The organism is Paraburkholderia sp. SIMBA_054, assembly GCF_046534875.1.
GTDB lineage: Bacteria > Pseudomonadota > Gammaproteobacteria > Burkholderiales > Burkholderiaceae > Paraburkholderia > Paraburkholderia hospita.
The window spans coordinates 112143-135302 of record NZ_JAWRXV010000018.1 but is presented as its reverse complement, the minus strand read 5'-3'; the positions used below and the strand labels follow the sequence as shown (position 1 = coordinate 135302).

21 protein-coding genes are annotated in these 23160 nt (G+C 62.0%); 8 read left to right on the top strand and 13 right to left on the bottom strand.

Annotated features, from left to right (window positions below):
- Nucleotides 1–20: 20 nt before the first annotated feature.
- Nucleotides 21–764, bottom strand: a complete 744-nt coding sequence (locus tag SB822_RS22640) for an SDR family NAD(P)-dependent oxidoreductase (RefSeq protein ID WP_007748485.1) — start codon at nucleotides 762–764, stop codon at nucleotides 21–23.
- A 205-nt stretch (nucleotides 765–969) separates the two neighbouring features.
- Complete coding sequence (locus tag SB822_RS22635; protein ID WP_410855710.1) at nucleotides 970–1854, bottom strand: LysR family transcriptional regulator; 885 nt, start codon at nucleotides 1852–1854, stop codon at nucleotides 970–972.
- Nucleotides 1855–1963: 109 nt separating this feature from the next.
- On the opposite strand from SB822_RS22635, the gene SB822_RS22630 reads away from it, so the two are divergent.
- On the top strand, nucleotides 1964–2713 hold the full coding sequence (locus SB822_RS22630) for an SDR family NAD(P)-dependent oxidoreductase (RefSeq protein ID WP_410855709.1): 750 nt from the start codon (nucleotides 1964–1966) through the stop codon (nucleotides 2711–2713).
- Nucleotides 2714–2739: 26 nt separating this feature from the next.
- On the opposite strand, the gene SB822_RS22625 is transcribed toward SB822_RS22630, so the two are convergent.
- The 3 genes from SB822_RS22625 to SB822_RS22615 all read right to left on the bottom strand — a co-directional run bounded on the left by SB822_RS22625 (nucleotide 2740) and on the right by SB822_RS22615 (nucleotide 5762).
- Complete coding sequence (locus SB822_RS22625) at nucleotides 2740–3312, bottom strand: YbhB/YbcL family Raf kinase inhibitor-like protein (protein WP_410855708.1); 573 nt, start codon at nucleotides 3310–3312, stop codon at nucleotides 2740–2742.
- A gap of 79 nt (nucleotides 3313–3391) precedes the next feature.
- Nucleotides 3392–4597 carry an NAD(P)/FAD-dependent oxidoreductase gene (locus SB822_RS22620; protein WP_410855707.1) on the bottom strand — a complete coding sequence of 402 codons (1206 nt, stop codon included), beginning with the start codon at nucleotides 4595–4597 and terminating at the stop codon, nucleotides 3392–3394.
- A 262-nt stretch (nucleotides 4598–4859) separates the two neighbouring features.
- A complete protein-coding gene (locus SB822_RS22615; RefSeq protein WP_007748469.1) occupies nucleotides 4860–5762 on the bottom strand; it encodes a LysR family transcriptional regulator in 903 nt (300 codons plus the stop codon).
- Between the two features lie 115 nt (nucleotides 5763–5877).
- On the opposite strand from SB822_RS22615, the gene SB822_RS22610 reads away from it, so the two are divergent.
- The 6 genes from SB822_RS22610 (at nucleotide 5878) to proP (ending at nucleotide 13415) form a co-directional block, all read left to right on the top strand.
- Nucleotides 5878–7080 carry an MFS transporter gene (locus tag SB822_RS22610; RefSeq protein ID WP_009771496.1) on the top strand — a complete coding sequence of 401 codons (1203 nt, stop codon included), beginning with the start codon at nucleotides 5878–5880 and terminating at the stop codon, nucleotides 7078–7080.
- A gap of 153 nt (nucleotides 7081–7233) precedes the next feature.
- On the top strand, nucleotides 7234–8040 hold the full coding sequence (gene dkgB / locus SB822_RS22605; RefSeq protein ID WP_009771495.1) for a 2,5-didehydrogluconate reductase DkgB: 807 nt from the start codon (nucleotides 7234–7236) through the stop codon (nucleotides 8038–8040).
- Between the two features lie 53 nt (nucleotides 8041–8093).
- On the top strand, nucleotides 8094–9212 hold the full coding sequence (locus SB822_RS22600) for an alkene reductase (RefSeq protein ID WP_410855706.1): 1119 nt from the start codon (nucleotides 8094–8096) through the stop codon (nucleotides 9210–9212).
- A gap of 63 nt (nucleotides 9213–9275) precedes the next feature.
- Complete coding sequence (locus SB822_RS22595; protein WP_410855705.1) at nucleotides 9276–9701, top strand: SRPBCC family protein; 426 nt, start codon at nucleotides 9276–9278, stop codon at nucleotides 9699–9701.
- A 158-nt stretch (nucleotides 9702–9859) separates the two neighbouring features.
- Nucleotides 9860–11581 (top strand): ubiquinone-dependent pyruvate dehydrogenase, encoded by a 1722-nt coding sequence (gene poxB / locus SB822_RS22590; protein ID WP_410855704.1) that lies wholly within the window; start codon nucleotides 9860–9862, stop codon nucleotides 11579–11581.
- Between the two features lie 367 nt (nucleotides 11582–11948).
- A complete protein-coding gene (proP, locus tag SB822_RS22585; protein WP_410855703.1) occupies nucleotides 11949–13415 on the top strand; it encodes a glycine betaine/L-proline transporter ProP in 1467 nt (488 codons plus the stop codon).
- Between the two features lie 2 nt (nucleotides 13416–13417).
- On the opposite strand, the gene SB822_RS22580 is transcribed toward proP, so the two are convergent.
- From SB822_RS22580 to SB822_RS22570, 3 genes are all read right to left on the bottom strand, one after another.
- Nucleotides 13418–14032, bottom strand: a complete 615-nt coding sequence (locus SB822_RS22580) for a LysE family translocator (protein ID WP_410855702.1) — start codon at nucleotides 14030–14032, stop codon at nucleotides 13418–13420.
- Between the two features lie 84 nt (nucleotides 14033–14116).
- Entirely contained in the window at nucleotides 14117–15076 is a 960-nt protein-coding gene (locus SB822_RS22575) for a quinone oxidoreductase family protein (RefSeq protein ID WP_410855701.1), read from the bottom strand.
- A complete protein-coding gene (locus SB822_RS22570; protein WP_410855700.1) occupies nucleotides 15073–15357 on the bottom strand; it encodes a hypothetical protein in 285 nt (94 codons plus the stop codon). Before SB822_RS22570 ends, SB822_RS22575 begins: the two co-directional genes overlap by 4 nt.
- A 94-nt stretch (nucleotides 15358–15451) precedes the next feature.
- Here SB822_RS22570 and SB822_RS22565 point away from each other — a divergent pair, with 94 nt between their 5' ends.
- Complete coding sequence (locus SB822_RS22565; RefSeq protein WP_086918615.1) at nucleotides 15452–16258, top strand: AraC family transcriptional regulator; 807 nt, start codon at nucleotides 15452–15454, stop codon at nucleotides 16256–16258.
- On the opposite strand, the gene SB822_RS22560 is transcribed toward SB822_RS22565, so the two are convergent.
- The 5 genes from SB822_RS22560 to mdlC form a co-directional block, all read right to left on the bottom strand.
- Nucleotides 16259–17722: a benzaldehyde dehydrogenase gene (locus SB822_RS22560; RefSeq protein WP_410855699.1), complete on the bottom strand. Its 1464-nt coding sequence runs from the start codon at nucleotides 17720–17722 to the stop codon at nucleotides 16259–16261.
- A gap of 29 nt (nucleotides 17723–17751) precedes the next feature.
- The gene (locus SB822_RS22555) at nucleotides 17752–19101 is read right to left on the bottom strand and encodes an MFS transporter (protein WP_410855698.1); all 1350 of its coding nucleotides are present in this window, start codon (nucleotides 19099–19101) and stop codon (nucleotides 17752–17754) included.
- 108 nt (nucleotides 19102–19209) lie between these two features.
- Entirely contained in the window at nucleotides 19210–20289 is a 1080-nt protein-coding gene (locus SB822_RS22550) for an enolase C-terminal domain-like protein (RefSeq protein ID WP_410855697.1), read from the bottom strand.
- Nucleotides 20286–21464 carry an alpha-hydroxy-acid oxidizing protein gene (locus tag SB822_RS22545; RefSeq protein ID WP_410855696.1) on the bottom strand — a complete coding sequence of 393 codons (1179 nt, stop codon included), beginning with the start codon at nucleotides 21462–21464 and terminating at the stop codon, nucleotides 20286–20288. Before SB822_RS22545 ends, SB822_RS22550 begins: the two co-directional genes overlap by 4 nt.
- Nucleotides 21465–21483: 19 nt before the next feature.
- Nucleotides 21484–23061: a benzoylformate decarboxylase gene (gene mdlC, locus SB822_RS22540; RefSeq protein WP_009771482.1), complete on the bottom strand. Its 1578-nt coding sequence runs from the start codon at nucleotides 23059–23061 to the stop codon at nucleotides 21484–21486.
- Nucleotides 23062–23160 lie beyond the last annotated feature (99 nt).

The following is a 23160-nucleotide window of genomic DNA, read 5'->3' as shown; positions in this document are numbered from 1 at the left end:
GACGCAGTCGCTCGGTCTGCTTACTGCAGCGTATATCCGTTATCGACGATCAGATCCTGGCCATAGATACCGCGTGACGCGGGCGAGAGCAGGAACATGATCGCGTCCGCAATGGCGGCGGGTTCAAGGAAGCGACCGGGAAGCAAACGCTGATTGACGCGCTCCGCAACCGCGGAAAGCTGCGCTTGCGGCAATCCCAGGCTGGACCAGATCGCCGTCGCGGTTGGACCGGGCGACACGATATTGATTCTGGTGCCGTCAGTTGCGAGTTCGACTGCGAGCGTCCTTGCGTGTGCCTTGAGCGCGGTCTTCGAGGCGATATATGCGGCGAGTCCCGGAAACGTGACCTGTGACAGAAACGTCCCGATGAAAACGACCGATGCGGACTTTCCCAACTGCTCTCTCATGATCGACAACGTGTTCAGCGCACCAGCGCCGTTCACGGCCCATTGCCGCTCGAAGGCGGATACTTCCAGGCCATTGGCCAGCTCAGCAATACCCGCATTGGGGACCAGAAAGTCGACCGAGCCCATCTGACGGGCATGTTCAGAAAGCGCCGCGAGATCGCCGCTTTGCGTGACATCCCCTTTTACCCATTTGAGCGTGTCACCATATCTGGACTGCAACGAATCCAGTTCACCCATCGTGCGACTCATCGCCAGCACGCGAGCCCCGCTCGCCAGCAGACGATCAACCGTCGCAAGACCAATACCGGCACTTGCACCCGTCACGACAGCAAGGCGATTCTCAAATCCTTCAAACATGGTTCTTTCCTTTTCGTTCGTCGATTAAGTTCTCTTGTCGTTGGGCCCGTAGCGCAGGCTGTCACGACCCACTTCATATAACAAGGATCGGGCCAGCATAAGAACGCTTTGTTTTCAGCGAGTTGACAACACGCGATGTCGAATTGACCCGAAACGATTCGACTACTTCGGTAGTCTTATCGACAACGAAAGGAAATGAATTGCGCTAAGCGGAGAGGGCGAGCTGTTCCGCAATGAAGTCGATAAATATCCTCGCGCGATTAGGCACGCTTCGGCCGAAAGCATGAAGAGCCTGCACAGGCACTGAACTCAATAGCACATCAGGCAACACGACATGCAAGCGGCCTGCGTCAAGATCGCGCTGCACCGTCGTTCGCAGAATCTGCGCGATACCCAGCCCGTTCACGGCGGCTATTCGCAGTGCGTCGCCGCTGTCGGCGTCGAATGATCCGTCAATTGCGAGCGTAGTTCCGTCGGCAAAGGTGATGGGAATTACGCGTCCATTGAGCCGGTAGCGCACATGGCGACGCACGGCGAGATCGTCAATGGTTCGCGGTGTCCCAGCCGCCCGCAGATAGGCTGGAGAAGCCACCAGCACGAGCGGCAGACTGACCATCGGAAGCACATACAATCCGCTGTCCACCACATGTCCAACCCTGATGGCGATATCGAAGCCCTCGCGGATAACATCGACATGGCGATCGCTTACGCTCACCTCCAGCGCCAGTTCCGGATTACGCGCCATCAACTGCCGCGTAACCGGATCGAGCAGCGCCCGACCGAGATCGCCTGGCAAACTCACGCGCAATGTGCCGACGGCTGTCGCGGGCGTTGCCAGAACTTCATCCGCTTCGTCGAGACCGCGCATGAGCGGTGCGATGCGCTCATAGTACGTTTGTCCTTCGCTCGTGAGAACAAACGCTCGCGTGGAACGCTGAAACAGCGTGACACCGAGCCGCTTTTCCAGACGCGCGACGCTCTTCGACACCGCGGACGGTGTCGTTCCGAGCGAACGCGCGGCGGCCGTAAATGAGCCTGCTTCGACGGACCGCACGAACGCGGGCAGACCACTAAATCTTTCAACTGACATTGATGACTGGTTGGCAAAACTGATAGTGCCGCTGTTGGACTGGAGCGCACTCACGCGTCACGCTAGATTGGCGAGGTACGCCAGACTGGCGGAAACAACGGAGATTGAATTGAACCGGCTCGAAAATAAAGTCGCTGTCGTGACGGGCGGCAACAGTGGAATTGGTTTAGCCACGGCAAAGCTGTTCGTGGCGAAAGGTGCCAGCGTCGTGATAGTTGGGCGTCGATCCGATGCCGTCGATGCGGCAGCGGCAGAACTCGGCGGTCGCGCAATCGGACTGACGGGCGACATGGCCGACCCGAAGACGCATGATCGTGTGGCATCCCTGGTTGCCGAACGGTTTGGCGGAGCCGACATTTATGTCGCGAACGCGGGTATCAACACGATCGCTTCGTCCGATAACGTCAGCAATGAATCGTACGACGCGCATTTCGCCACCAATACGAAAGCCGTGTTCTTCGGCGTACAGAAAATCGCACCACAGATGCGCGATGGTGGTGCCATTCTTTTGACGAGTTCGATTGCAGGTTCCAAAGTATTCGACGGACACGCGGTCTATGCGGGCACGAAAGCCGCCATCGAAGCATTCGCACGCAGTTGGACGCTCGAATTCAAGTCGCGCGGCATTCGGGTCAACGTGATGAGTCCCGGTCCTGTCGACACGCCGATCCTGTCCAAGCTCGGCATTGAATCCGCCGACCGGCCCGCATTCGAGGCAACCGTTGCGAACAGTATTCCGCTCGGTCGTCTCGGCCGGCCAGAAGAACTCGCTCGCGCAGCGCTTTTTCTCGTCAGCGCAGAAGGCAGCTTCGTGAACGGCATCAATCTGAATGTGGATGGCGGAATGTCGTTGACGTGACCATCCGCCATTTCATGGCCTCATGCTCATTGCGCCGTCCGGTGATATTTCGCAACATAGCGCGCCTGTGCGATTACTTTTCCGTGCATCTGATAAGCGACGAGCGCCGGGCTTGACGCCGCTTTCACTTCGATACTCGGCACGCTCAACGCCGACGCTGTGACGATGTATCGATGTGATGTACCTTGAGGCGGGCAAGGTCCGCCGTATTTCGACTCGCCGAAATCCGTCAATGTTTCCATTGCACCTGTCGGCAACAATTTCGAATCGCCTGAAGCGCCCTTTTCGATCGATGATTCCGACGCCGGTATATTGACGACTTCCCAATGCGTCCAGCCCAGTCCGCCCGTTGGCGCATCGGGATCATGAATCGTCACGACAATGCTCTTCGCTGCGGGCGGAACGTGGGACCACGAGATATGCGGCGAAATGTTATCGCCGTGACATCCAAATCCGCCGTACACCTGCTCGTTCACGAACTGTCCACGCGTCAGGCCATCCACCTTGACCGTGAACGGCTCGGCGACAGCCATCGCCGGCATGATCGCCAATAGCACCGGTAAGCAGAACGTTGCCAGCAACAAAACGTTGGATCTCATGGTGCGCTCCAATGAAAAGACAGAAAGTGCAACATGCGTTCGCCGCCCTCGCCACTACGGCTCGGGCGGCACTAACGGCTTAGCCGAAAGACGCTTGCGGATTACCCGCTGCCAATGCGTCTGCGCGATTCGGCGCCGGCGGATAGATCCACTGCGTGTTGATCATCTGCTTGCGCGCCTTCCCTTCGGCGTGCGTCAGCTTGATCTGTCGGTCCCAGCCTTCCGAATAGACGGCACCCCATTCGCCGAGATCGACGCACGTGGCGTAGAACGGCTGGCGATACGTCAGCGTCGGGACGCCGATCAGATCCGCAGCGACGTTGTGTCCGCCGAATTGGCCCATCACGATGGCGTGCTGACAGGACATCAGCGCGTAGCGGCCGCTGTCGTCGGTCAACGCTTTCGCGACGTCACCCGCGACGAATACATTGGGCGCTTCGGGCACGCGCAAATCCGGCGCCACTTCGACGCGTCCGAGCGGGTCGAGATTCGACGACACCTGCGCGGCCAGCGGGCTCGCGCGCATGCCGCCCGCCCAGATCACCGTGCTCGCTTCGATGCGTTGGCCCGACGCCGTGCGAACGCCACCAGCATCGACGGACACCACGCCCGATCCCAGCACAGCCTCGACGCCGAGCGATTCAAAGGCTTCGGCGACGAACGGGCGGGGATTCGGTCCGAGATCCGGACCGATTGCATCTTGCGTGCCGATCACCACGACGCGAATCGCCGCGTCTGCGCCAAACTTCTCGCGCAGCCGCTTCGGCAGTTCCGTTGCGACTTCGATGCCCGTGAAGCCGCAGCCAACCACAGCCACCGTATTACGGGCCGGTGAAGCCGGCAGCTTCGCCAGCTTGTCGAGATGGTTATCGAGTTCCACTGCGTCCTCGATACGATCCACCGAGAACGCGTGCTCCAGACCCGGAACAGGCGGCCTGCTAAGTTTGCTGCCGCTCGTCAGCAGCAGGCGGTCGTACGCGAGCGAGCGCTTTTGCCCGTTGGCCGACACGACGCTCACGGTCCTGTCCTGAACCGAAATGCCGTCGACGCTGCCTTCGACATATTTCACACCAATGGCATCGAGCAGCGGCAGCAGCGGCGCAGCCATCGTCTGCGGCTCCGCTTCGTACATCCGCGGGCGGATCTGCAGTTCGGGCTTCGGCGAAATCAACGTGATTTCAACGTCGCTGCTTCTGACACCTGCGCCATCGAGCACGCGAGCGGCGCCTAGCGCGCCCCACACGCCGGCAAAGCCAGCACCCACAATCAGGATCTTCTGCGACATGATATTGCCTTCGTTTAGAGAGTTGCGAAGTCGACGACAGGCGCAGAAACGCTTGCGGAAAGCGTTGGCGAATGCGCCTGATCGACGTTGGAGACATTGCTCGTGCGACCATCGTCGAGACGGATTGTAGGTTTGGAGATCGAACGCCAGAAGCACCGCGGACGCGTTCACCATGTTGCCTGCACGACAACAATAGACAGTGAAGCGAGAAGGGATTTTGCAGAGAGCTAAAGCAGGGGCGGGGGCAGGGACCCCAGGAAGGCTAGCGCGCGAACTCCGTCGTCTTCGCCGCCTCAGCCAGATAATCGACGAACGAAGCGATGCGCGCCGATATCGCCGTGTTGCGATAGTAGACGGCATTGATCGGTTGCCGCACATCCTGCGTCTGCCGCGCAAAAAGCTGGACGAGCCGGCCTTCGCGACGGTCGCGGCCCGTCATGAAGTCGGACAGGCAAACGATGCCCGCGCTCTCCAGCGCCAGTTGCCGCAGCGTTTCGCCGCTCGACGACGAGATGGCCGGCTCGATCCGATACAGCTCATTGTCCGGCCCGACCAGCGGCCAGACGTTGAGCGACTCGGGCTGCGTAAATCCCAGCAGCGAGTGCTTCGCGAGGTCGTCCACGCGTTTCGGATGACCATACGCCTTCAGGTATTCGGGCGTGGCCAGCACCCGTATGCGACTGCTGCCCACCGGCCGGCTATGCAGCGTCGAATCTTTGAGCCGTCCAATCCGGATCGCGACGTCGGTGCGGCGTTCGAGAAGATCGATGATGCCTTCGTTGCTGTTCAGTTCCAGTTCGACCTGCGGATAGCGCGCGCGATAACCCGCGACGAGCGGCACGATCACATGCAGCATGAACGGCGTGGCCGCATCGACGCGCAACCGTCCGGAAGGCCGCTCGCGGCGCGCGGCGAGTTGCTCTTCGGCGTTCTCGACTGCATCGATGATCTCGCGCGCGTTTTGCAGAAAGGCCTTGCCCTCTTCCGTCAGTTCGAGGCGCCGTGTGGTCCGGCGCAGCAGCGTGGTTTGCAGCTTTTCCTCGAGTCGTCCCAAGGTCCGGCTCGCACCCGACACGGTCTGCTCCAGTTGCTCGGCAGCGGCCGTGATCGAGCCCGTGTCGACTACGGCCGCGAAGGTTTGCAGTTCATCGAGAGTAACTTTCATACTTGATCTGAAATCAAAAGTGTTTCCTTTATAGACCAGTTTTTCTGCAAAAGTAAAGCCGGCACACTTCGTCCATCCGTTAAAGCCTTTCAATCATGCTTCCTGGTAGACGACCATGCCACTTGCCCTCTTCGCGCTGACGCTCAGCGCCTTTGCAATCGGGACGACCGAGTTCGTCATCGTTGGACTCATCCCGACGATCGCCGCCGATCTCGGTGTCACGCTCCCCTCCGCGGGTCTGCTCGTCAGTCTTTATGCGTTGAGCGTCGCCATCGGCGCGCCGCTGTTGACCGCGCTGACAGGGCGCGTGCCGCGCAAGACCTTGCTGATCGCGCTAATGGCGCTCTTCACGATCGGCAATCTGGTCGCGTGGCGCGCGCCTTCGTATGAATCGCTTGTCGTGGCGCGCATTCTGACGGGGCTCGCGCACGGCGTGTTCTTCTCGGTCGGCTCGATCATTGCGACAACGCTCGTGCCGAAAGAGAAATCCGCCAGCGCCATCGCCACGATGTTCAGCGGCATGACCGTCGCGTTCGTCGCGGGCATTCCGCTTGGCACGTTCATCGGCCAGCATTTCGGCTGGCGCGCGACGTTTCTCGTCGTCGCGCTGTTCGGCTTCGTCGCGATGCTCGGCGCGTTGTTCTTCATGCCGAACAACCTGCCGCACAAGCGGCCCGCTCCGCTCAGCCAGCAGGCTCGCGTGATCGTCCATCCGCGCCTCTTGCTCGTGTATGCGATGACGGCCGTCGGTTATGGTGGCTCGCTGATCGCGTTCACGTTCATGGCGCCGATTCTCGAACAGATCACGGGATTCACGCCGTCGCAGGTCAGCATGGTGCTCGTCGCGTATGGCGTTTCCGTCGCGGCAGGCAACGTGTGGGGCGGCAAGCTCGCCGACGCGCAAGGACCTGTGAAGGCGCTGAAGCGGATATTCCTGCTGCTCGCTGCCGTGCTGCTGGTGTTCACGTTCACATCGCACAACGCGTGGCTCGCCGTGCTGACCATGCTCGCGTGGGGTGCTGTCGCGTTCGGCAACGTGCCCGGCCTTCAGGTCTATGTCGTCAAGCAGGCGCAGCAGTTCGCGCCGCAAGCAACGGATGTCGCGTCGGGCTTCAACATCGCCGCGTTCAACCTTGGCGTGGCGGGCGGCTCGTCGCTGGGCGGCGTGATCGTCGCGCATCTGGGGCTGGGCCACACGCCGTGGATCGCCGCTGCCGTAACCGTGCTGGCGTTCGGGTTGACGGCGTGGAGCGGCCGCCTCGACCGCCGCGCAGGACTCGCCGGGCGCACGGCCGAAGCCGTCGCGGTGACTCATTGAATTCGAATCGAATCCGCACGGGGTACGTCAGGTCTGACTCTTGACTAGAAATCAAGTTTCTTTCCCGTTTCAAGCAGTTTTTCGAACGAATCGAACGGGGCAGAATGAACCTTGTTCATCGCCAGGCAAATCTATCAATCTGGGGGTATCACCATGAATCACATTCCGGCATTCGGTCTCGGCACGTTTCGGCTGCAAGGGCAGGTTGTCATCGATTCGGTGCGCAACGGCCTCGAACTGGGCTATCGCACCATCGACACCGCGCAGATCTACGGCAATGAAGCGGAAGTCGGCGAAGTGATCGCCGCATCGGGCGTCGCGCGCGACGAACTGTTTCTGACGACGAAGATCTGGGTCGACAACTACTCGCGCAACAAACTCGTTCCGAGCCTGAAAGACAGCCTGACGAAGCTGCGTACCGATCAGGTCGACCTGACGCTGATTCACTGGCCCGCGCCGGACAACGGCGTGCCGCTCGAAGAATTCATGAGCGCACTCGCGGATGCGAAGGCGCAAGGACTCACGCGCCAGATCGGTATTTCGAACTTCAACATCGAGCTGACGAAGCAGGCCATTGCGCTGGTCGGCAAAGACAACATTGCGACCAATCAGATCGAGCTGAGCCCGTATCTGCAGAACCGCAAGCTCGTCGAATTCCTCGGCGAACAAGACATTCATGTCACGTCGTACATGACGCTCGCCTACGGCAAGGTGCTGAAGGACCCCGTTATCGGCGCGATCGCCAAACGGCACGAAGCCACGCCGGCGCAAGTCGCGCTCGCCTGGGCGCTGCAACTGGGCTATTCGGTGATTCCGTCATCGACGAAGCGCGAGAACCTCGCCAGCAACCTGCTCGCGCAACAGCTCCCGCTGTCGGCCGACGACATGGCGCAGATCGCCGCGCTCGAACGCAATGGCCGCGAAGTCAGCCCCGCCGGTCTCGCGCCGGTCTGGGACTAACGAGAAACCACGATCGCGGCGAACATGCCGCGAGCGACGCAAGGAATCGCATCATGAAGAACGACCCGCTTTTCGAACCCCTCACGCTCGGCGCCCTCACCCTTCCTAACCGGATCGTGATGCCGCCGATGACGCGCTCGCGCGCCAGCCAGCCCAGCGACGAAGCCAACGATCTGATGGCCGCCTACTACGCGCAACGCGCAAGCGCCGGCCTGATCGTCAGCGAAGGCACCTACATTTCGCCGCTCGCGAAGGGCTATGCGTGGACGCCCGGCATTCACACGCAGGCGCAGATCGACGGCTGGCGCAAGGTCACGACGGCTGTCCACGAAGCGAGCGGACGCATCTTCGCGCAGCTGTGGCATGTCGGCCGGTTGAGCCATACGAGCCTGCTTGGCGGCGAACAGCCGGTGTCGTCATCCGCGCTTCAGGCGAAGGGCGTCAACGTGTTCATCGCAAGCGCCGACGGCAGCAACGTGCCGGGCTTCGTGCAGGCATCGGCCCCACGCGCGCTGAGCACGGCGGAAATCGCCGAAGTGGTCGGGCAGTATCGGGACGCGGCCCGCAACGCGATGCTCGCAGGCTTCGATGGCGTCGAGCTGCATGCGGCCAACGGCTATCTGGTCAATCAGTTCATCGACTCCGGAGCGAACAATCGCACGGATGAATACGGCGGCTCGCTGGAGAATCGCCTGCGGTTTCTGGACGAAGTCACGCGCGCGCTGATCGACGGCACGGGCGACGCGCAGCGCGTCGGCATCCGGCTCGCGCCGCTCACCACGCTGAACGGATGCGTCGATGCAGACCCCGAAACGACCTACATCGCAGCCGCGAAGCTGCTCGGTGAAATCGGCGTTGCGTATATCCATATCGCGGAAGCCGATTGGGACGATGCGCCGCATATGCCCGTCGAATTCAAGCAGCGCATCCGGCAAGCCTATTCGGGCACGCTGATCTATGCGGGCAAATACACGGCGGATCGCGCTCGCGAAGCCATCGCCGCAGGTTGGGCCGATCTCATTGCATTCGGCCGCCCTTTCGTTGCGAATCCCGATCTGCCGCAGCGCCTGCACAGCGGGGCCGAGCTTGCCACGCATCATCGCGAAACACTGTTTGGCGGCGGCGCTCAGGGGCTCACGGATTACCCGGCTCTCACGGGCACGAGCGACTGACGAACGGTCCGCGATTGGCGACAACGCACCGACGCCGCGCGTCGAGTGCTCACAGGAAAGAATATGGCAAGCGTTAGCGTATCGATAGACATTGCAGTATCAGCGGAAAACGTGTGGCCCGTGGTCGGCGACTTCGACGGATTGCCGGGCTGGCTCGAACTCATTCGCGCGTCGCGGCTGTCGGACGGCGGACGGGTTCGCCATCTCGAGGCGGTGAATGGTTCGTCGATCGTCGAAAGGCTGCTCGATCACAGCGATCTGAACCTGCAATACCTTTACACGATCCTCGAAGGCCCGGACCCCGTGACGGATTACACCGCGTCGATGTCGTTGCGCAGGATCGACGCGCATCACACCACGGTGACATGGGCGAGCCGCTTCGAGCCAAACGACCCGAACGAGGCCGAGTCGCTCACCGCCCATTATCGGAGTCTGTACCTGGTGGGCCTGACACGCCTCAAGGCGGTTCTGGAAACTCAGGGCCACTGACCCGCGCTGAACCTGTACGTGCCATTTCGCACAGCGCGTGCGTTTTTCGAAACGCGGCATCCGTCGTACCAGTACGTTGCGTAGCTACTACGGCGCCCAGCTTTCATGGGCTCCGCAGTAACCGCAACATTCGCCACTACTGGTCAACGGAGATTTACATGTCAGCAAACACCATTGCAGCTTACCTGGCTCAAACGCTCGCGGCAGCGGGCGTCGAACGCATCTGGGGCGTGACGGGCGACAGCCTGAATGGCCTGGCCTACGCGCTCGACAAGGTCGGCGGCATCCGCTGGATGCATACGCGCCACGAAGAGTCCGCGGCGTTCGCGGCGGGCGCCGATGCCGCATCCACCGGCCAGCTCGCCGTGTGCGCGGGCAGTTGCGGCCCGGGCAACCTGCATCTGATCAATGGTCTGTTCGACTGTCATCGCAATCACCAGCCCGTGCTCGCGATCGCCGCGCATATTCCGTCGACGGAGATCGGCCTCGGCTACTTCCAGGAAACGCATCCCCAAGAGTTGTTCAAGGAGTGCAGCCATTACGTGGAGCTCGTGTCGTCCGCCGGGCAGTTTCCGCGCGTCCTCGCGCGCGCGATGCGAACGGCCATCGAGGAGCGCGGCGTCGCTGTGATCGTGTTGCCTGGCGACGTCGCATTGGGCGACGGCCCCGACGAAGCGCCGACGTGGACAGAAAGCGCGCCGCCGCGCATCGTGCCTGCGGAGGCCGATCTGGAGCGTCTCGCGACGCTGCTGAATGGGTCGGATGCCGTCACGATCATGTGCGGCAGCGGCACGCAGGGCGCGCACGATGAAGTCGTGGCGCTTGCCGATACGCTCGGCGCGCCTGTCGTGCATGCGTTGCGCGGCAAGCAGTCCGTCGAATACGACAATCCTTTCGACGTCGGCATGACGGGGCTGATCGGCTTCAGCTCGGGCTATCACGCGATGATGTCGTGCGACACGCTACTGCTGCTCGGTTGCGATTTTCCGTATCGCTCGTTCTACCCGTCGCACGCGAAGATCGTCCAGATCGACTGGAAGGGTTCGCAACTCGGTCATCGCGCGCCACTGACGCTGGGTCTCGTAGGCACGATCAAGGAGACGATCTCGGCGACGCTGCCCAGGCTTCAGCGCAAGCAGGACCGCAGTTTCATCGACACAGCGCGCAAGCATTACGCCGCCGCACGCAAGAGCCTCGACGACCTCGCGACGCCTTCGCCCGCAGGCAAACCGGTGCATCCTCAGTACCTCACGCGCATGATCGACGAGATCGCAAGCGAGGATGCCATCTTCACCGCCGACGTCGGCACCCCGACCGTGTGGTCGGCACGCTATCTGACGATGAACGGCAAACGTCAGTTGCACGGTTCGTTCAATCATGGATCGATGGCCAATGCGATGCCGCAGGCGCTCGGCGCGCAGGGCGCGCATCCGGGCCGCCAGGTCGTGTCGCTTTCGGGTGATGGCGGCCTGTCGATGCTGCTCGGCGATCTGCTGACCGCGCGTCAGCTCGGGCTGCCTATTAAGGTCGTGGTGTTCAACAATAGCGTGCTGGGTTTTGTTTCGATGGAGCTGAAGGCGAGTGGCTATCTCGACACGAATGTCGATCTGAGCAAGACTGACTTTGCAGCGATTGCGAAAGGCGCAGGCATCTTTAGCATTCGCGTCGAAGATTCGGAACAGGTTGCCGGGGCGTTGAAGGCAGCCTTCGCGCATGATGGTCCTGCCGTCGTCGATGTCGTGACGGCGAAACAGGAACTCGCGATGCCGCCGAAGATCGAGCTTGAACAGGCCAAGGGTTTTAGTCTGTACATGATGCGCGCCATACTGAATGGCCGAGGCGACGAAATCGTGGATCTCGTGCAGACGAATTTCCGTTGATGCATGGGTCTTCGGTGCGCCGCCATTCGTACTTTGAGGATGGCGGCCGCCGAAGTCCGGTATGACGCCCGCCCGATACATTCGCTGTGTGGTTGCACTGGGCGACGCTGACAGGGTTGTTTCGGACTGTACGTTCGTGCTCCATCATTCGACTCCCGCTCCTGTCGTTTTCCGCCGGTTTCCGGACGCATGAGCGACGGCCCCGTCGTGGGCATATCAGCACACTCTACTTGATGATGTTGCCTGGCGTGTTCAACGCGAAGGCATTCCACAGCCCATTGGCGCCCCATTTCGCGATCGGCTTCATGTTCGATCGAATACCTGCTGCATCCGCCGGGTTCGCCATGCAATTCATGGAGTGTGTCAATTGAGTCATTCGCAAGCGCGCATCGCGAGCCGCGATTCTTCAAGTCCGTCGCTCACGCTTGACGACATCACGATCGTCGACAATTCCCTTCTCAAACGTGCCGTCGGCGCCATGGCGCTCGGCAACGCAATGGAATGGTTCGACTTCGGCGTGTACAGCTATATCGCTGTCACGCTTGGCAAAGTGTTCTTTCCGTCGAGCAGTCCGTCGGCGCAGTTGATCGCGACCTTCGGCACGTTCGCCGCCGCATTCCTCGTGCGCCCGATCGGCGGCATGGTGTTCGGGCCGCTTGGCGACCGGATCGGCCGACAACGCGTGCTCGCGATGACGATGATCATGATGGCCGTCGGCACCTTCGCGATCGGTCTGATTCCGAGCTATGGTTCGATCGGCATTCTCGCGCCCGCGCTGCTGCTCGTCGCGCGTCTCGTGCAGGGCTTCTCGACGGGCGGCGAGTATGGTGGCGCCGCTACCTTTATCGCCGAGTTTGCGACGGATCGCCGCCGTGGCTTCGCGGGCAGCTTCCTCGAGTTCGGCACGCTGGTCGGCTATATCCTCGGCGCAGGCACGGTTGCCGTGCTGACGGCAACGCTGTCGCAGGAGGCGCTGCTGTCGTGGGGCTGGCGTGTGCCGTTCTTTATCGCGGGTCCGCTGGGTCTTGTGGGCCTGTATATCCGGATGAAGCTCGAAGAAACGCCTGCGTTCAAGAAGGAAGCGGAAGCGCGTGAAGCGGACGAAATGTCGCGTCCGAAGCAGAAGTTCGTGGAACTGCTCGCGCAGCAGTGGAAGCCGTTGCTGCTGTGCGTTGGCCTCGTGCTGATCTTCAATGTGACCGACTACATGGCGCTCTCGTATCTGCCGAGCTACCTGTCGGCGACACTGCACTTCAACGAATCGCACGGTCTGTTCCTCGTGCTGCTGGTGATGGTGCTGATGATGCCGATGACGCTCTACGCTGGCCACCTGTCGGACAAGATCGGCCGCAAGCCCGTCATGCTGTTCGGTTGCGTGGGTCTGTTCGTGCTGTCGATTCCGGCGCTGCTGCTGATCCGCATGGGCACGGTGCTGCCCGTGTTCAGCGGCCTGCTGATTCTCGGCGCGTTGCTGTCGACGTTCACGGGCGTGATGCCGTCGTCGCTGCCCGCGCTGTTCCCGACGAAGATCCGTTACGGCGCGCTGGCGATCGGTTTCAACGTGTCGGTGTCACTGTTCGGCGGTACGACGCCGCTGGTTGCTGCATGGCTCGTAGACAGAACCGGTGACGCGATGATGCCCGCGTACTACCTGATGGGCGCATCGATCATCGGTATCGTCTCGGTGCTCGCGCTGCGCGAGACTTCATGCAAGCCGTTGCTCGGCTCGGGTCCGTGCGTGGCGACACATGCGGAAGCGATGAGCCTGATTCGCGGGGCCAAACGCGCTCACGCTGAGAAGAAACGCCTGGAGCTGGTGCGGGAACGTGCGTAACGTCAGCGCCCCGCGAGCATCCTTCCACCGAGGCCAATCAACAGCACACCCGCCGTCGTATCGATCACGGCTTTGCGCCGAACCATGAAGCCGCGAATGGCGGGGTGAGAGGCAAGCATCGCCATCGCGCAGTACCACGCGCACGATATGCCGATCGAGAGCGCCACGACCGCGATATCGAACGATATTGCGGCATGCGCGGGCACCATCACGGCAAATATGCTTCCGTAAAACGCGACCGATTTGGGATTCGTCATGCTCACGAAATAGCCGCGTTTCGCGGCGGCCCAACCGGACCCGGCGGTCCGTGCCGGTGTGGACAAAGGTTGGCGCGCAGTCACGATCATCTTCGCGCCGAGCCAGATCAGATAGGCCGCGCCCGCAATCCGCAACGCCGTCTCGATCCAGGCGACGTGCGTGACGATCAGACTCAGGCCCGCAATCGCTATCAACGCCCATGTGCCCGACGCAGCCGCCAGCCCAAGTCCAGTCGATACGCCCGCGCGTCGCGACGCAACCGCCGTCGATGTGACGATCACGAAGTTAGGCCCCGGGCTGGCAACGCTAAGCAGCAACACGCCGCACAGCGCGAGCAAACTGTTGATGGGATCGAGCATGTTGTCTTCCGCGGACGTTGGACGAAAGTTGGATTTCCATCATACCCGAGGCTATTCGAAACCCCGCTGCACCATTCCATTTCGTCACTGCTGCATCGTGAACACAATCCGCACCCGCCCCGCATCGTTCTGCCAATGCATCGCCAGTTCAGCGAGCGGAACCGCCTGCGTCGCGATCGCCAGACGAGCCGGCAACGCGGCGTGCAGTACTTCGCTTACCGCATGCATCAAACGTTCGAAAGGAACGCTGCCGATGCCGCTGCCAAGCAAGCTGATCGCCGACGCGCGCAGCACAGCGCCCGGCAATTCGAGGCTCGCGCCGCCAATCGAGCCAATCTGCACGAAACGCATCGGGTAGCCGTCGGGCAGCGAGCGAGCCGCGCACGTCAGCAGCGTTTGCGCACTCGGCCCCCACAGGTAGTCGAGCACCACATCGACGCCTTCGCGAAAATGCGGCTCGACCGCGCGATGCAGCGCCGCGTCGTCCTGATCGAGCGAAACGACATGGTCGGCACCAAGCGTCTTCAACTCGCTGAGCGTCTGTGGATGACGCCCCGTCGCGATCACGTTCGCCGCGCCCAGGTGCTTCGCAATCTGCACTGCGAGTCGTCCCGACGCGCCCGTCGCTCCATTGATGAGCACCGTCTCGCCCGCCACGAACTTCGCGCGTTCGGTGAGTGCCGCCCAAGACGACATGCCCGGAATCGCCATCGCTGCGGCGGTAACGGGATCGAGTGTCTCGGGGATGGCGAAGCATTGCGCTTCCGGCACGAGGGTTCGCTGCGCGAGCCCGCCCGATGGTTCTTTCGGCCCGAAGAAATAGACACGCGTGCCGTCTTCACGGCGTCCAACGCCGTCGATGCCCGCGACAAACGGAAAACGTCCCGTCGACGAATAATGCGCGCCAGACGCCTTCGCACGCGTGACGTGGCTCAACGCCGAGGCTTCAACATCGATCAGCACGTGACCCACTTCCGTCACTGGCGCATCGAACTCGGCATAGACAGGCATCTGTCCCGCTTGCGTGACGACGGCTGCTTTCATGACTGCACCTCAACGGAAGGCACATGCGCCATCTGCGTATCGATCCACGCGCGCAGTTCGCAGTCGCGAATGGCGAGCACCTCAAAAAGCCCGGTTGCGCGCAACGCGGGCAAAGCATCGACGATATCGGCGGCGGCCTGCGCGCGCGCCGTCTCGCTCGCCTGGGCATCGCTCCACACGCGCGCATTCGCAAGAAACGCCGCGACGGTGCCCTTGCGGATCGTCGTGCCTTCAACGTCGATATGATCGGCGTGGTCGGAAAGAAGCTGTTCGGCTCGCATCGACTGAACTCCTCGTAGTGGTGATGCGGCCAGTCTAGGTCTGCAGGATCGGCCCGTCTCAGGTATAAAGGCCATTCGATACGGTTTTCCGGCCATGACTACTCCGCTGATTCGTCCTGAACTCGTCCTGTCGTCGGACGGGCCTTTTCTGGCTGCCGCCGAACTCACACAACGCGAGTCACGCGCAACGTCATCGCACAGCCATCCGCGCGGGCAGCTAATGGGCGCGCTGAGCGGCCTCGTCTCCGTCGGCGTGAATCGTCAGCAATGGGTCGTGCCCGCGATTCACGCGATCTGGATTCCACCGCACTGCGAGCATTCGGTGCGCTCGCATGGGCCGTTCTCGGGGTGGAGTGTGTTCATCGCGGAGCAACGCTGCGCGGCGCTGCCGCCCGAGCCTCGCGCGATCCGCACGACGCCGCTGCTGCGCGCCGCCGTCAGCCGCGCGGCAGGCTGGGACGGCACGCAACTCGACGCACAGCAGAGCCGCATCGCGGACGTGATACTCGATGAGCTGGCGGCATCGAAAGCCGAATCGCTCGGACTGCCCGCGCCTGAAGACGCGCGGCTCGCGCGCATCACAGATGCGCTGGCCCGCGATCTGTCCGATTCCCGCCGTCTTGAAGAATGGGCCGAATGGGCCGGGCTTTCGCCGCGCACGTTGAGCCGAAGGTTCACCGCCGAGACGGGGATGAGTTTCGCGCAGTGGCGCGCGCAGGCGCGATTGCTGCGCGCGCTGGAACTCGTCGCCGAAGGCGTCAGCGTGACGACCATCGCGCTCGAACTGGGTTACGACAACGTGAGCGCGTTCATCGACATGTTCAAACGGGCGACGGGCACCACGCCGGGACGCTATGTGGCAGCGAAGCCGGCACTCACCGACGACGAAGCCAGGCCGTAACTAGAACGGATACACCATCGGCTTATCCATGGCACTCACCCATTGCGTCTGCGTGAACTCATGCAGGTTCGCCGGCCCGCCGAACCTTCCGCCATTCCCCGACGCGCCCATTCCGCCGAACGGCACCTGAAACTCGTTGTTGACCGTCTGATCGTTGATATGCACCATGCCCGCGCGTATCCGCGACGACAGCGCGAGACCTCGCGACATCGAGCGCGTATGCACGGCAGCCGCGAGTCCATATTCCGATGCATTGACGAGGGCGACGGCTTCGTCGTCGGTATCGAACACGGTGACCGGCGCGACGGGACCGAAGATTTCCTCAGTGAATGCGGGCATGCCGGGCGTCACGCCTGACAACACGGTCGGCTCATAGAACAGACGCTGATACTGCCCGCCCGCCAGCAGCGTCGCGCCCAATTCAACGCTCTTCTTGACGATTCCATCGATGCGGTCGCGTTGCTTCTGATTGATGAGCGGCCCCAGATGCACCTGCTCGCGGTACGGGTTGCCCACCTGCAGCTTCTTCGCGCGCTCGGCGAGTTTCGCGGCGTACGCTTGCGCCAATGAGCGATGCACGAGATGCCGCCCCGTCTGCATGCAGATCTGGCCTTGATGAAGGAACGAACCCCATGCGCCATTCGATGCAGCGGCATCGACGTCGGCATCGTCGAGCACGACGATCGCATTGTTGCCGCCCAGTTCCAGCGCGACCTTCTTCAGCATCTGCCCGCACACCTGGCCAATCGACCGGCCCACGGCCGTTGATCCGGTGAACGAGATCATGCCCACTTTCGGATGCCGCACCAGCGCATCGCCTGTCGCCGGGCCGCCTGGAATCACGTGGAAGACGCCCGTGGGCAAGCCCGCGTCCTCGAATACCTCCGCCAGCAGCAGACCGCCTGCAACGGCACTTTGCGGATCGGGCTTCAAGACGACCGCGTTGCCGACAGCGAGCGCGGGCGCAACCGATCGCATCGAGAGAAGAATCGGAAAATTCCACGGCGCGATCACGCCGACGACGCCAATCGGCACATGCCGGCAGAAGTTCAATCGGCCCGGCATCGCCGAAGGGTAAAGCTCGCCGTCGGGTTGCATCGTCATCGCGGCGGCCATTAGCAGCTGTTCGTACGTCGCGTGCAATTCCCACTCGGCTTTGGCACGCGTGGAGCCGCACTCGCGTATGTTCCAGTCGTTGATCTGTGGCGCTCGCTCTTTCAGCAGTCGCGCCGCTTCCCGCAAAATCGCGGCGCGCTGATCGAACGGCGTCGATGCCCACGCATGCTGGGCCACGTGTGCCGCATTGGCCGCGCTGTCGATATCTTCCGGAAGGCCCACGCCGATCCGCGCGAGCGTTTCGCCCGTCGATGGTTCGATCACGTCGGCGGTACCGCCTGCGGCGCTCGCCCACCCGTTCGAAAAAATACGTCCTTCCCACTTGCGCGTCTGATTGACGTTAGTCATGCATCGTCTCCGAAAATAGTTGAATCTCTTTATTCAGCGGGCGCGGCCAGCGTTTGCGCATCGCCGGCGAGCGCCTTGCCGCTCCGGGAAATGAGCAGGACCGCAACCGCTGCCACCACACCGGGAATCGCAAAGACCATGAAGCTGAAACTGATTGCAAAGCGCTCGTTCAACAGGTAGCCGCCCAACGCAGGCCCAGCAACGGCGCCCAGCCTGCCTGCCGCAGCTGCCCAGCCCACACCTGTCGACCGTATCGCGGACGGATAGTGCTGCGCGGCGAATGCGTGCACGATGCACAGCGTGCCGATCGTCGTCGCACCCGCACACATGAGCAGCACGTTGAGAACGAGCGGGCTCTGTTTGTATCCCAGCAGATCGATCGACAAGGCCGCGACAACGAAGAACAGAAACAAGGTCGGCTTGCCGCCGTAGCGATCCGCGAGCCAGCCGCTGAACAGGCCACCCAGAATCGCGCCGACGTTGAGCGTGATGAGGAACGTCAGACTCGAACCGATCGAGTAGCCGTTCGCCGACATCAGCTTCGGCAGCCACGTATTGAGGCCGTAGACCATCAGCATGCACATGCCGAACGCGATCCATAGAAGCAGCGTGTCAGCGGCCCGGCCTTGCGTGAACAGTTCGACAGTGCGAGAGCGTCGCGGCCGATGGGCATGCTCGCCGGCCAGTGCCGCGAGACCCGATGCCGTACCGCGATATTCCGGCGCAAACCGCTTCAGGATCGGTTCCGCCTGCGCATGGCGGCCATTCGCCAGCAGATAGCTGAGCGACTCGGGCAGCCAGCGGTAAAGCAGAGGAAACGTCAGCAGCGGCAGCCCTGCGATCAGAAAGTTTGCCCGCCATCCAAACGACGGCGTGACGATCTTGCCCGACACTGCTGCAATCACGCCGCCGACCGAAAAGAAACTCAGCATGAGCGTGACCATGATGTTGCGCTTGCTGCGCGGCGACATCTCCGTCATCAGCGCGACGATATTCGGCACCATGCCGCCCAGGCCGACGCCCGTCAAAAAGCGGCATACCGTGAACTGGCTGGCGTTCTCGCAGAAACCATTGCCTAGCGCGGCAACACCGAACACGATCAGACACGTGAGAATGACGCGCCTGCGCCCGAAGCGGTCGGATGAACTGCCGAGCGTCAATGCGCCGATCATCATGCCGAACAACGCGCTGCTGCCGATGATCCCCGCCGTGACGGGCGAAAGCTGCCATTCGCTCATCAACTGGGACAGCACGGAACCGTATATGACGAGGTCGTATCCATCGAACAGCATCAACATCGAACACCAGAACAGGATCATCAGGTGAAACCAGTTCAGGCGTATGTCCTCCAGCGCATCATCGACGATGTTCCGGCTCATGTTTGTCTCCAGGTTTGGAAGATTGAAATGGCGCTCTATCTGGCGCATTGATATGGATAACGAACTACTTCATTGTCATTCGCACCATTCGGTGCGGCAGAGCTTCGATCAAACGAGAAAGCGCTTCACCTCATCTTCTTTCCAGACGATTCCTGCGCCCGGCACATCGCCGAAATGCGCCATGCCGTCCTTGAAGCTGAGAACCGGCTCAAGAATGGGCGCAGCTACATCCATGCGCTCCAGCCAGTGACACGTCGGGCTGACGGCCAGCAGATGCGCGCTGAACTCCTGAAAGATGTGGCTGGACATCGGCAGGCCGTGTTGCTCCGCGAGCGCGCTGGCTCGCAGCCAACCCGTCACGCCGCCGATCTTCATGATGTCCGGCATGCACAGATCGCACGCGCCGGCGGCAATCGCCTTGGTCATGTCTTCCGGGCCGAACCAGTTTTCGCCCATTTGCACCGGCGCGTGTAACGCATCGCGTATCGCCGCGTGGCCGGTGTAATCGTGCTGAAGCGTAGGCTCTTCGATCCAGGCTACGCCTTCCTGTTCGATCACGCGGCCACGGCGCATCGCTTCCGGCACAGTGAGCCCCTGGTTGTAATCGACCATGATCTGAACGTTATCGCCGACGACTTCACGAATCGCGCGCACGACCTTCACGTCATGATCGAGCGTCGGATAGCCGATCTTTGTCTTGATGGCTTTGAAGCCGGCCTCGACGGCATCGTGAGCGCGCTTCTGCGCGAGTTCGACGTCGTCCATGCCGTGGCTGTCGTAGGTTGCAACAGGACGGGCCGTGCCGCCGAGCAGCGTCACGAGCGGCACGTCATGCAATTTCGCTTTAGCGTCCCACGCGGCCATGTCGATGCCCGCTGTCGCCATCCGCAAAAGGCCCGTATGGCCGATCAGCCTGAACTTCGACTGCATCAGGCGATCGATTTCGTGCGGCGCAACGGGCATCCCCCTGATCAGCACCGCCAGTTCCTCGACCATCCGCTGCACAGGCTTCAGCGCCAGCGGTGTGTAGGTGAACAGATACGCGTGACCCGTGACGTTTGCGTTCGTCGTCAGGTCGATCAACACCAGCGGCGCGGTGTCGACCGTGCCGACCGCCGTTCTGATCGGGTAGTGCAGCGGAACGTTGACGGCCCGCGCGCGGAGATCGGTGATACGGATATCGTTCATGATTCGATGCAAGCGTGAGTGTTGGTTCGCAGCGTAGTCTTTTCGATGGACGCGTGCGTCCACAGATAATCGCGCGACAGCCGGTTGATGTCGGCGCAGCCGATCTGCGCGAGCGTCGTGTCGATCTCGCTCTTCATGATCGACAACACAGACTCCACGCCCTGCTCGCCGTGAGCTGCGAGGCCGTACAGCGTCGCCCTGCCGAGCAGCACCGCTTTCGCGCCCATCGCAACGGCTTTCACCACATCCGAACCGCGACGGATTCCGCTATCGATCAACACAGGCGCAGCGACGCGCGATGCCGTCTCACCCAGCGCTTCGAACGGCGCGATCGCGCTATCCAGTTGACGGCCGCCGTGATTCGACAGGATCACGCCGTCCGCGCCGAGCGCGATGCAGCGCTGCGCATCGTCGGCGCGGCTGATGCCCTTGATCAGCAACTTATGCGGCCACAGATCGCGCAACCATTGCAGGTCTTCCCGTGCAAAGCTCGCGTCCATCTGACGGCTCATCAGCGCCGCCTGCAATTCCGTGTCCTTGACGTCCGCACTGGCGAAGTTCGCCAGTTGCGGCATGCCGTGCCGCACCAGATCGAACGACCAGCGCGGATGCAGCGCGCCGTCCAGGATCGTGCGCAGGCTGTATTGCATCGGCATGCCGAAGCCGTTCCTCATGTCGCGCTCGCGCTTGCCGTTGACGCCGACGTCGGTGGTCAGAATCAGCGTCGTATATCCCGCGTTCAGCGCGCGCTTGACCAGCAGTTCCGCCAGCTTGCGATGCACGACGTAAAGCTGAAACCACAGTTCGCCCGTCGCGGCCTTCGCGACGCGCTCGATCGAAGCCGTCGATGCCGTCGACAGCGCGAAAGGAATGCCGAACTTTCCCGCCGCGCGCGCAAGCGCGAGATCGCCATCGTGCCAGAAGATGCCGTTCAGTCCCGTCGGCGCGATCACGAGCGGCGCTGTGATCGGCTTGCCGAACAGCGACGTCTGCAAGTTGCGCTGGCTGACATCGACGAGACGCCGTGGCTGAAACCTCACAGCGTGATAGACATCGCGATTGTGTTTCAATCCGAGTTCGTCTTCCGCGCCACCTTCCAGATAATCGAACACGATCTTCGGAAGCCGCTTCTTTGCGAGCGCGCGAAAGTCCGCGATGTTCACTGGCTTGCTCATTGCACAGTCCTCCGCATCTTCAAGTGCGCGTCTCGACCTCGATGAGCATCGGCTTGTTGCTCGCGAGTGCCTGTCGCAATGCACGCGTCAGCGATTCGCTGGAGTCCGCGCGCAGCGCATCGACGCCATAGCCTCGCGCCAACGCGCAGAAGTCGAGACCCGGCACATCGAGACCCGGCACGTTTTCCACCTGCAGCACGCCCGCAAACCAGCGCAGCGCGCCGTATGTGCCGTTCTTCATGATGATGAAGATGGCGGGGATGTTGTATTGCGCAGCGGTCCAGAGCGCCTGGATGCCGTAATTCGCCGAGCCGTCGCCGATCACGCCGATCACGCGCCGTTCCGGCTTCGCCAGTTGAATGCCGACGGCTGCAGGCAGCGCGAAACCGAGGCCACCCGCCGCGGCGAAGTAATAGCTGCCCTGCTCCGTCATACGAAGACGTTGCCACAGCGTGCCCGTCGTGGAAGTCGATTCGTTCACGTAGATCGCATCGCGCGGCGCCATGTCGTCGAGAATGTCGAACACGCGTTCGGGCGTAAGCGGGCCGGATTCTTCGCGAGCGGGTTCGGGACGCCGCATCGCCGCAGGCAGCGGCCGCGCGCTCTGCGATACGCGCCCGGCAAGCGCGCGCAAGGTCTGCGCGATATCGGCGATGAGCGCGTCGCCCATCGGCGCGCGCGTGGCTTCGTTGATGTCGCAGGTGATCGCGATCAGGCGCGTGCCTTTCGGCAAATACTCGCCCGGCTCGTACTGGTGATACCGGAACACGGGCGCGCCGACCACGAGCACGACATCGTGACCTTCCAGCAACCGGCTGATGCTTGCGATGCCCGCCGGCAGCAAGCCGCGAAAACATGCGTGCGTAGTCGGAAACGAGCAGCGCGGCGCGGACGGCGCCATCCACACGGGCATCGACAGCTTTTCCGCGAGCGTCACGGCAAAGCTGTTGGCATCCGCCGCATCCACGTCCGGGCCAACAATCATCGCCGGATTTTTTGCCTGCTCCAGCGTGCTGACGAGCGACGCGAGCGTCTCGTCAGAAGGCAGGCCCGCCAGTTCGACGCGGCGTCCGGCGAGATGCTCGACGCCCGGCCCCGCTTCCTGTTTCCAGTCGTCGTAGGGCACGGACAGATACACGGGCCCTTTGGCGGGCGTCGCCGATGTGTGGATTGCGCGGCTCAATGCGAGCGGCACTTCCTGCGCGCAGGCGGGCTCGCAACTCCATTTGACGAGCGGACGCGGCAGGCTCGGCGCATCGACATTCGCGAGCAGCGCTTCGACGCCGACCATGGTTCGCACCTGCTGCCCTGCCGTGACGACGAGCGGCGTGTGGGAATTCCACGCGTTCGCCAGCGCGCCCATTGCATTGCCCGTACCGGCAGCGGAATGCAGATTGACGAGCGCAGGCTTGCCCGTCGCCTGCGCGTAGCCGTCGGCCATGCCGACCACGGCGCCTTCGTGCAACCCGAGGATGTAGCGGAAATCAGTGGGAAAGTCCTGCAGAAACGGCAGCTCGTTCGAGCCGGGATTTCCAAAGAACGTCGTCAATCCTTGTTCGCGAAGGATTTCATAGCATGCCTGGTGAACTGTTTTCATAGCCAATATTCCTGATCAACAGGCTCATGCTAGGCAGCGAAGCTCGATAAATCCAATCATCGTTTTTTTGTTCTTATAATAGAACGTGTCTATATCCCC

Coding starts and splice junctions, on each gene's coding strand:
- SB822_RS22640 (WP_007748485.1), bottom strand. CDS start 764: ATGTTTGAAGGATTTGAGAATCGCCTTGCTGTCGTGACGGGTGCAAGT.
- SB822_RS22635 (WP_410855710.1), bottom strand. CDS start 1,854: ATGTCAGTTGAAAGATTTAGTGGTCTGCCCGCGTTCGTGCGGTCCGTC.
- SB822_RS22625 (WP_410855708.1), bottom strand. CDS start 3,312: ATGAGATCCAACGTTTTGTTGCTGGCAACGTTCTGCTTACCGGTGCTA.
- SB822_RS22620 (WP_410855707.1), bottom strand. CDS start 4,597: ATGTCGCAGAAGATCCTGATTGTGGGTGCTGGCTTTGCCGGCGTGTGG.
- SB822_RS22615 (WP_007748469.1), bottom strand. CDS start 5,762: ATGAAAGTTACTCTCGATGAACTGCAAACCTTCGCGGCCGTAGTCGAC.
- SB822_RS22610 (WP_009771496.1), top strand. CDS start 5,878: ATGCCACTTGCCCTCTTCGCGCTGACGCTCAGCGCCTTTGCAATCGGG.
- dkgB (WP_009771495.1), top strand. CDS start 7,234: ATGAATCACATTCCGGCATTCGGTCTCGGCACGTTTCGGCTGCAAGGG.
- SB822_RS22600 (WP_410855706.1), top strand. CDS start 8,094: ATGAAGAACGACCCGCTTTTCGAACCCCTCACGCTCGGCGCCCTCACC.
- SB822_RS22595 (WP_410855705.1), top strand. CDS start 9,276: ATGGCAAGCGTTAGCGTATCGATAGACATTGCAGTATCAGCGGAAAAC.
- poxB (WP_410855704.1), top strand. CDS start 9,860: ATGTCAGCAAACACCATTGCAGCTTACCTGGCTCAAACGCTCGCGGCA.
- SB822_RS22580 (WP_410855702.1), bottom strand. CDS start 14,032: ATGCTCGATCCCATCAACAGTTTGCTCGCGCTGTGCGGCGTGTTGCTG.
- SB822_RS22575 (WP_410855701.1), bottom strand. CDS start 15,076: ATGAAAGCAGCCGTCGTCACGCAAGCGGGACAGATGCCTGTCTATGCC.
- SB822_RS22570 (WP_410855700.1), bottom strand. CDS start 15,357: ATGCGAGCCGAACAGCTTCTTTCCGACCACGCCGATCATATCGACGTT.
- SB822_RS22565 (WP_086918615.1), top strand. CDS start 15,452: ATGACTACTCCGCTGATTCGTCCTGAACTCGTCCTGTCGTCGGACGGG.
- SB822_RS22560 (WP_410855699.1), bottom strand. CDS start 17,722: ATGACTAACGTCAATCAGACGCGCAAGTGGGAAGGACGTATTTTTTCG.
- SB822_RS22555 (WP_410855698.1), bottom strand. CDS start 19,101: ATGAGCCGGAACATCGTCGATGATGCGCTGGAGGACATACGCCTGAAC.
- SB822_RS22550 (WP_410855697.1), bottom strand. CDS start 20,289: ATGAACGATATCCGTATCACCGATCTCCGCGCGCGGGCCGTCAACGTT.
- SB822_RS22545 (WP_410855696.1), bottom strand. CDS start 21,464: ATGAGCAAGCCAGTGAACATCGCGGACTTTCGCGCGCTCGCAAAGAAG.
- mdlC (WP_009771482.1), bottom strand. CDS start 23,061: ATGAAAACAGTTCACCAGGCATGCTATGAAATCCTTCGCGAACAAGGA.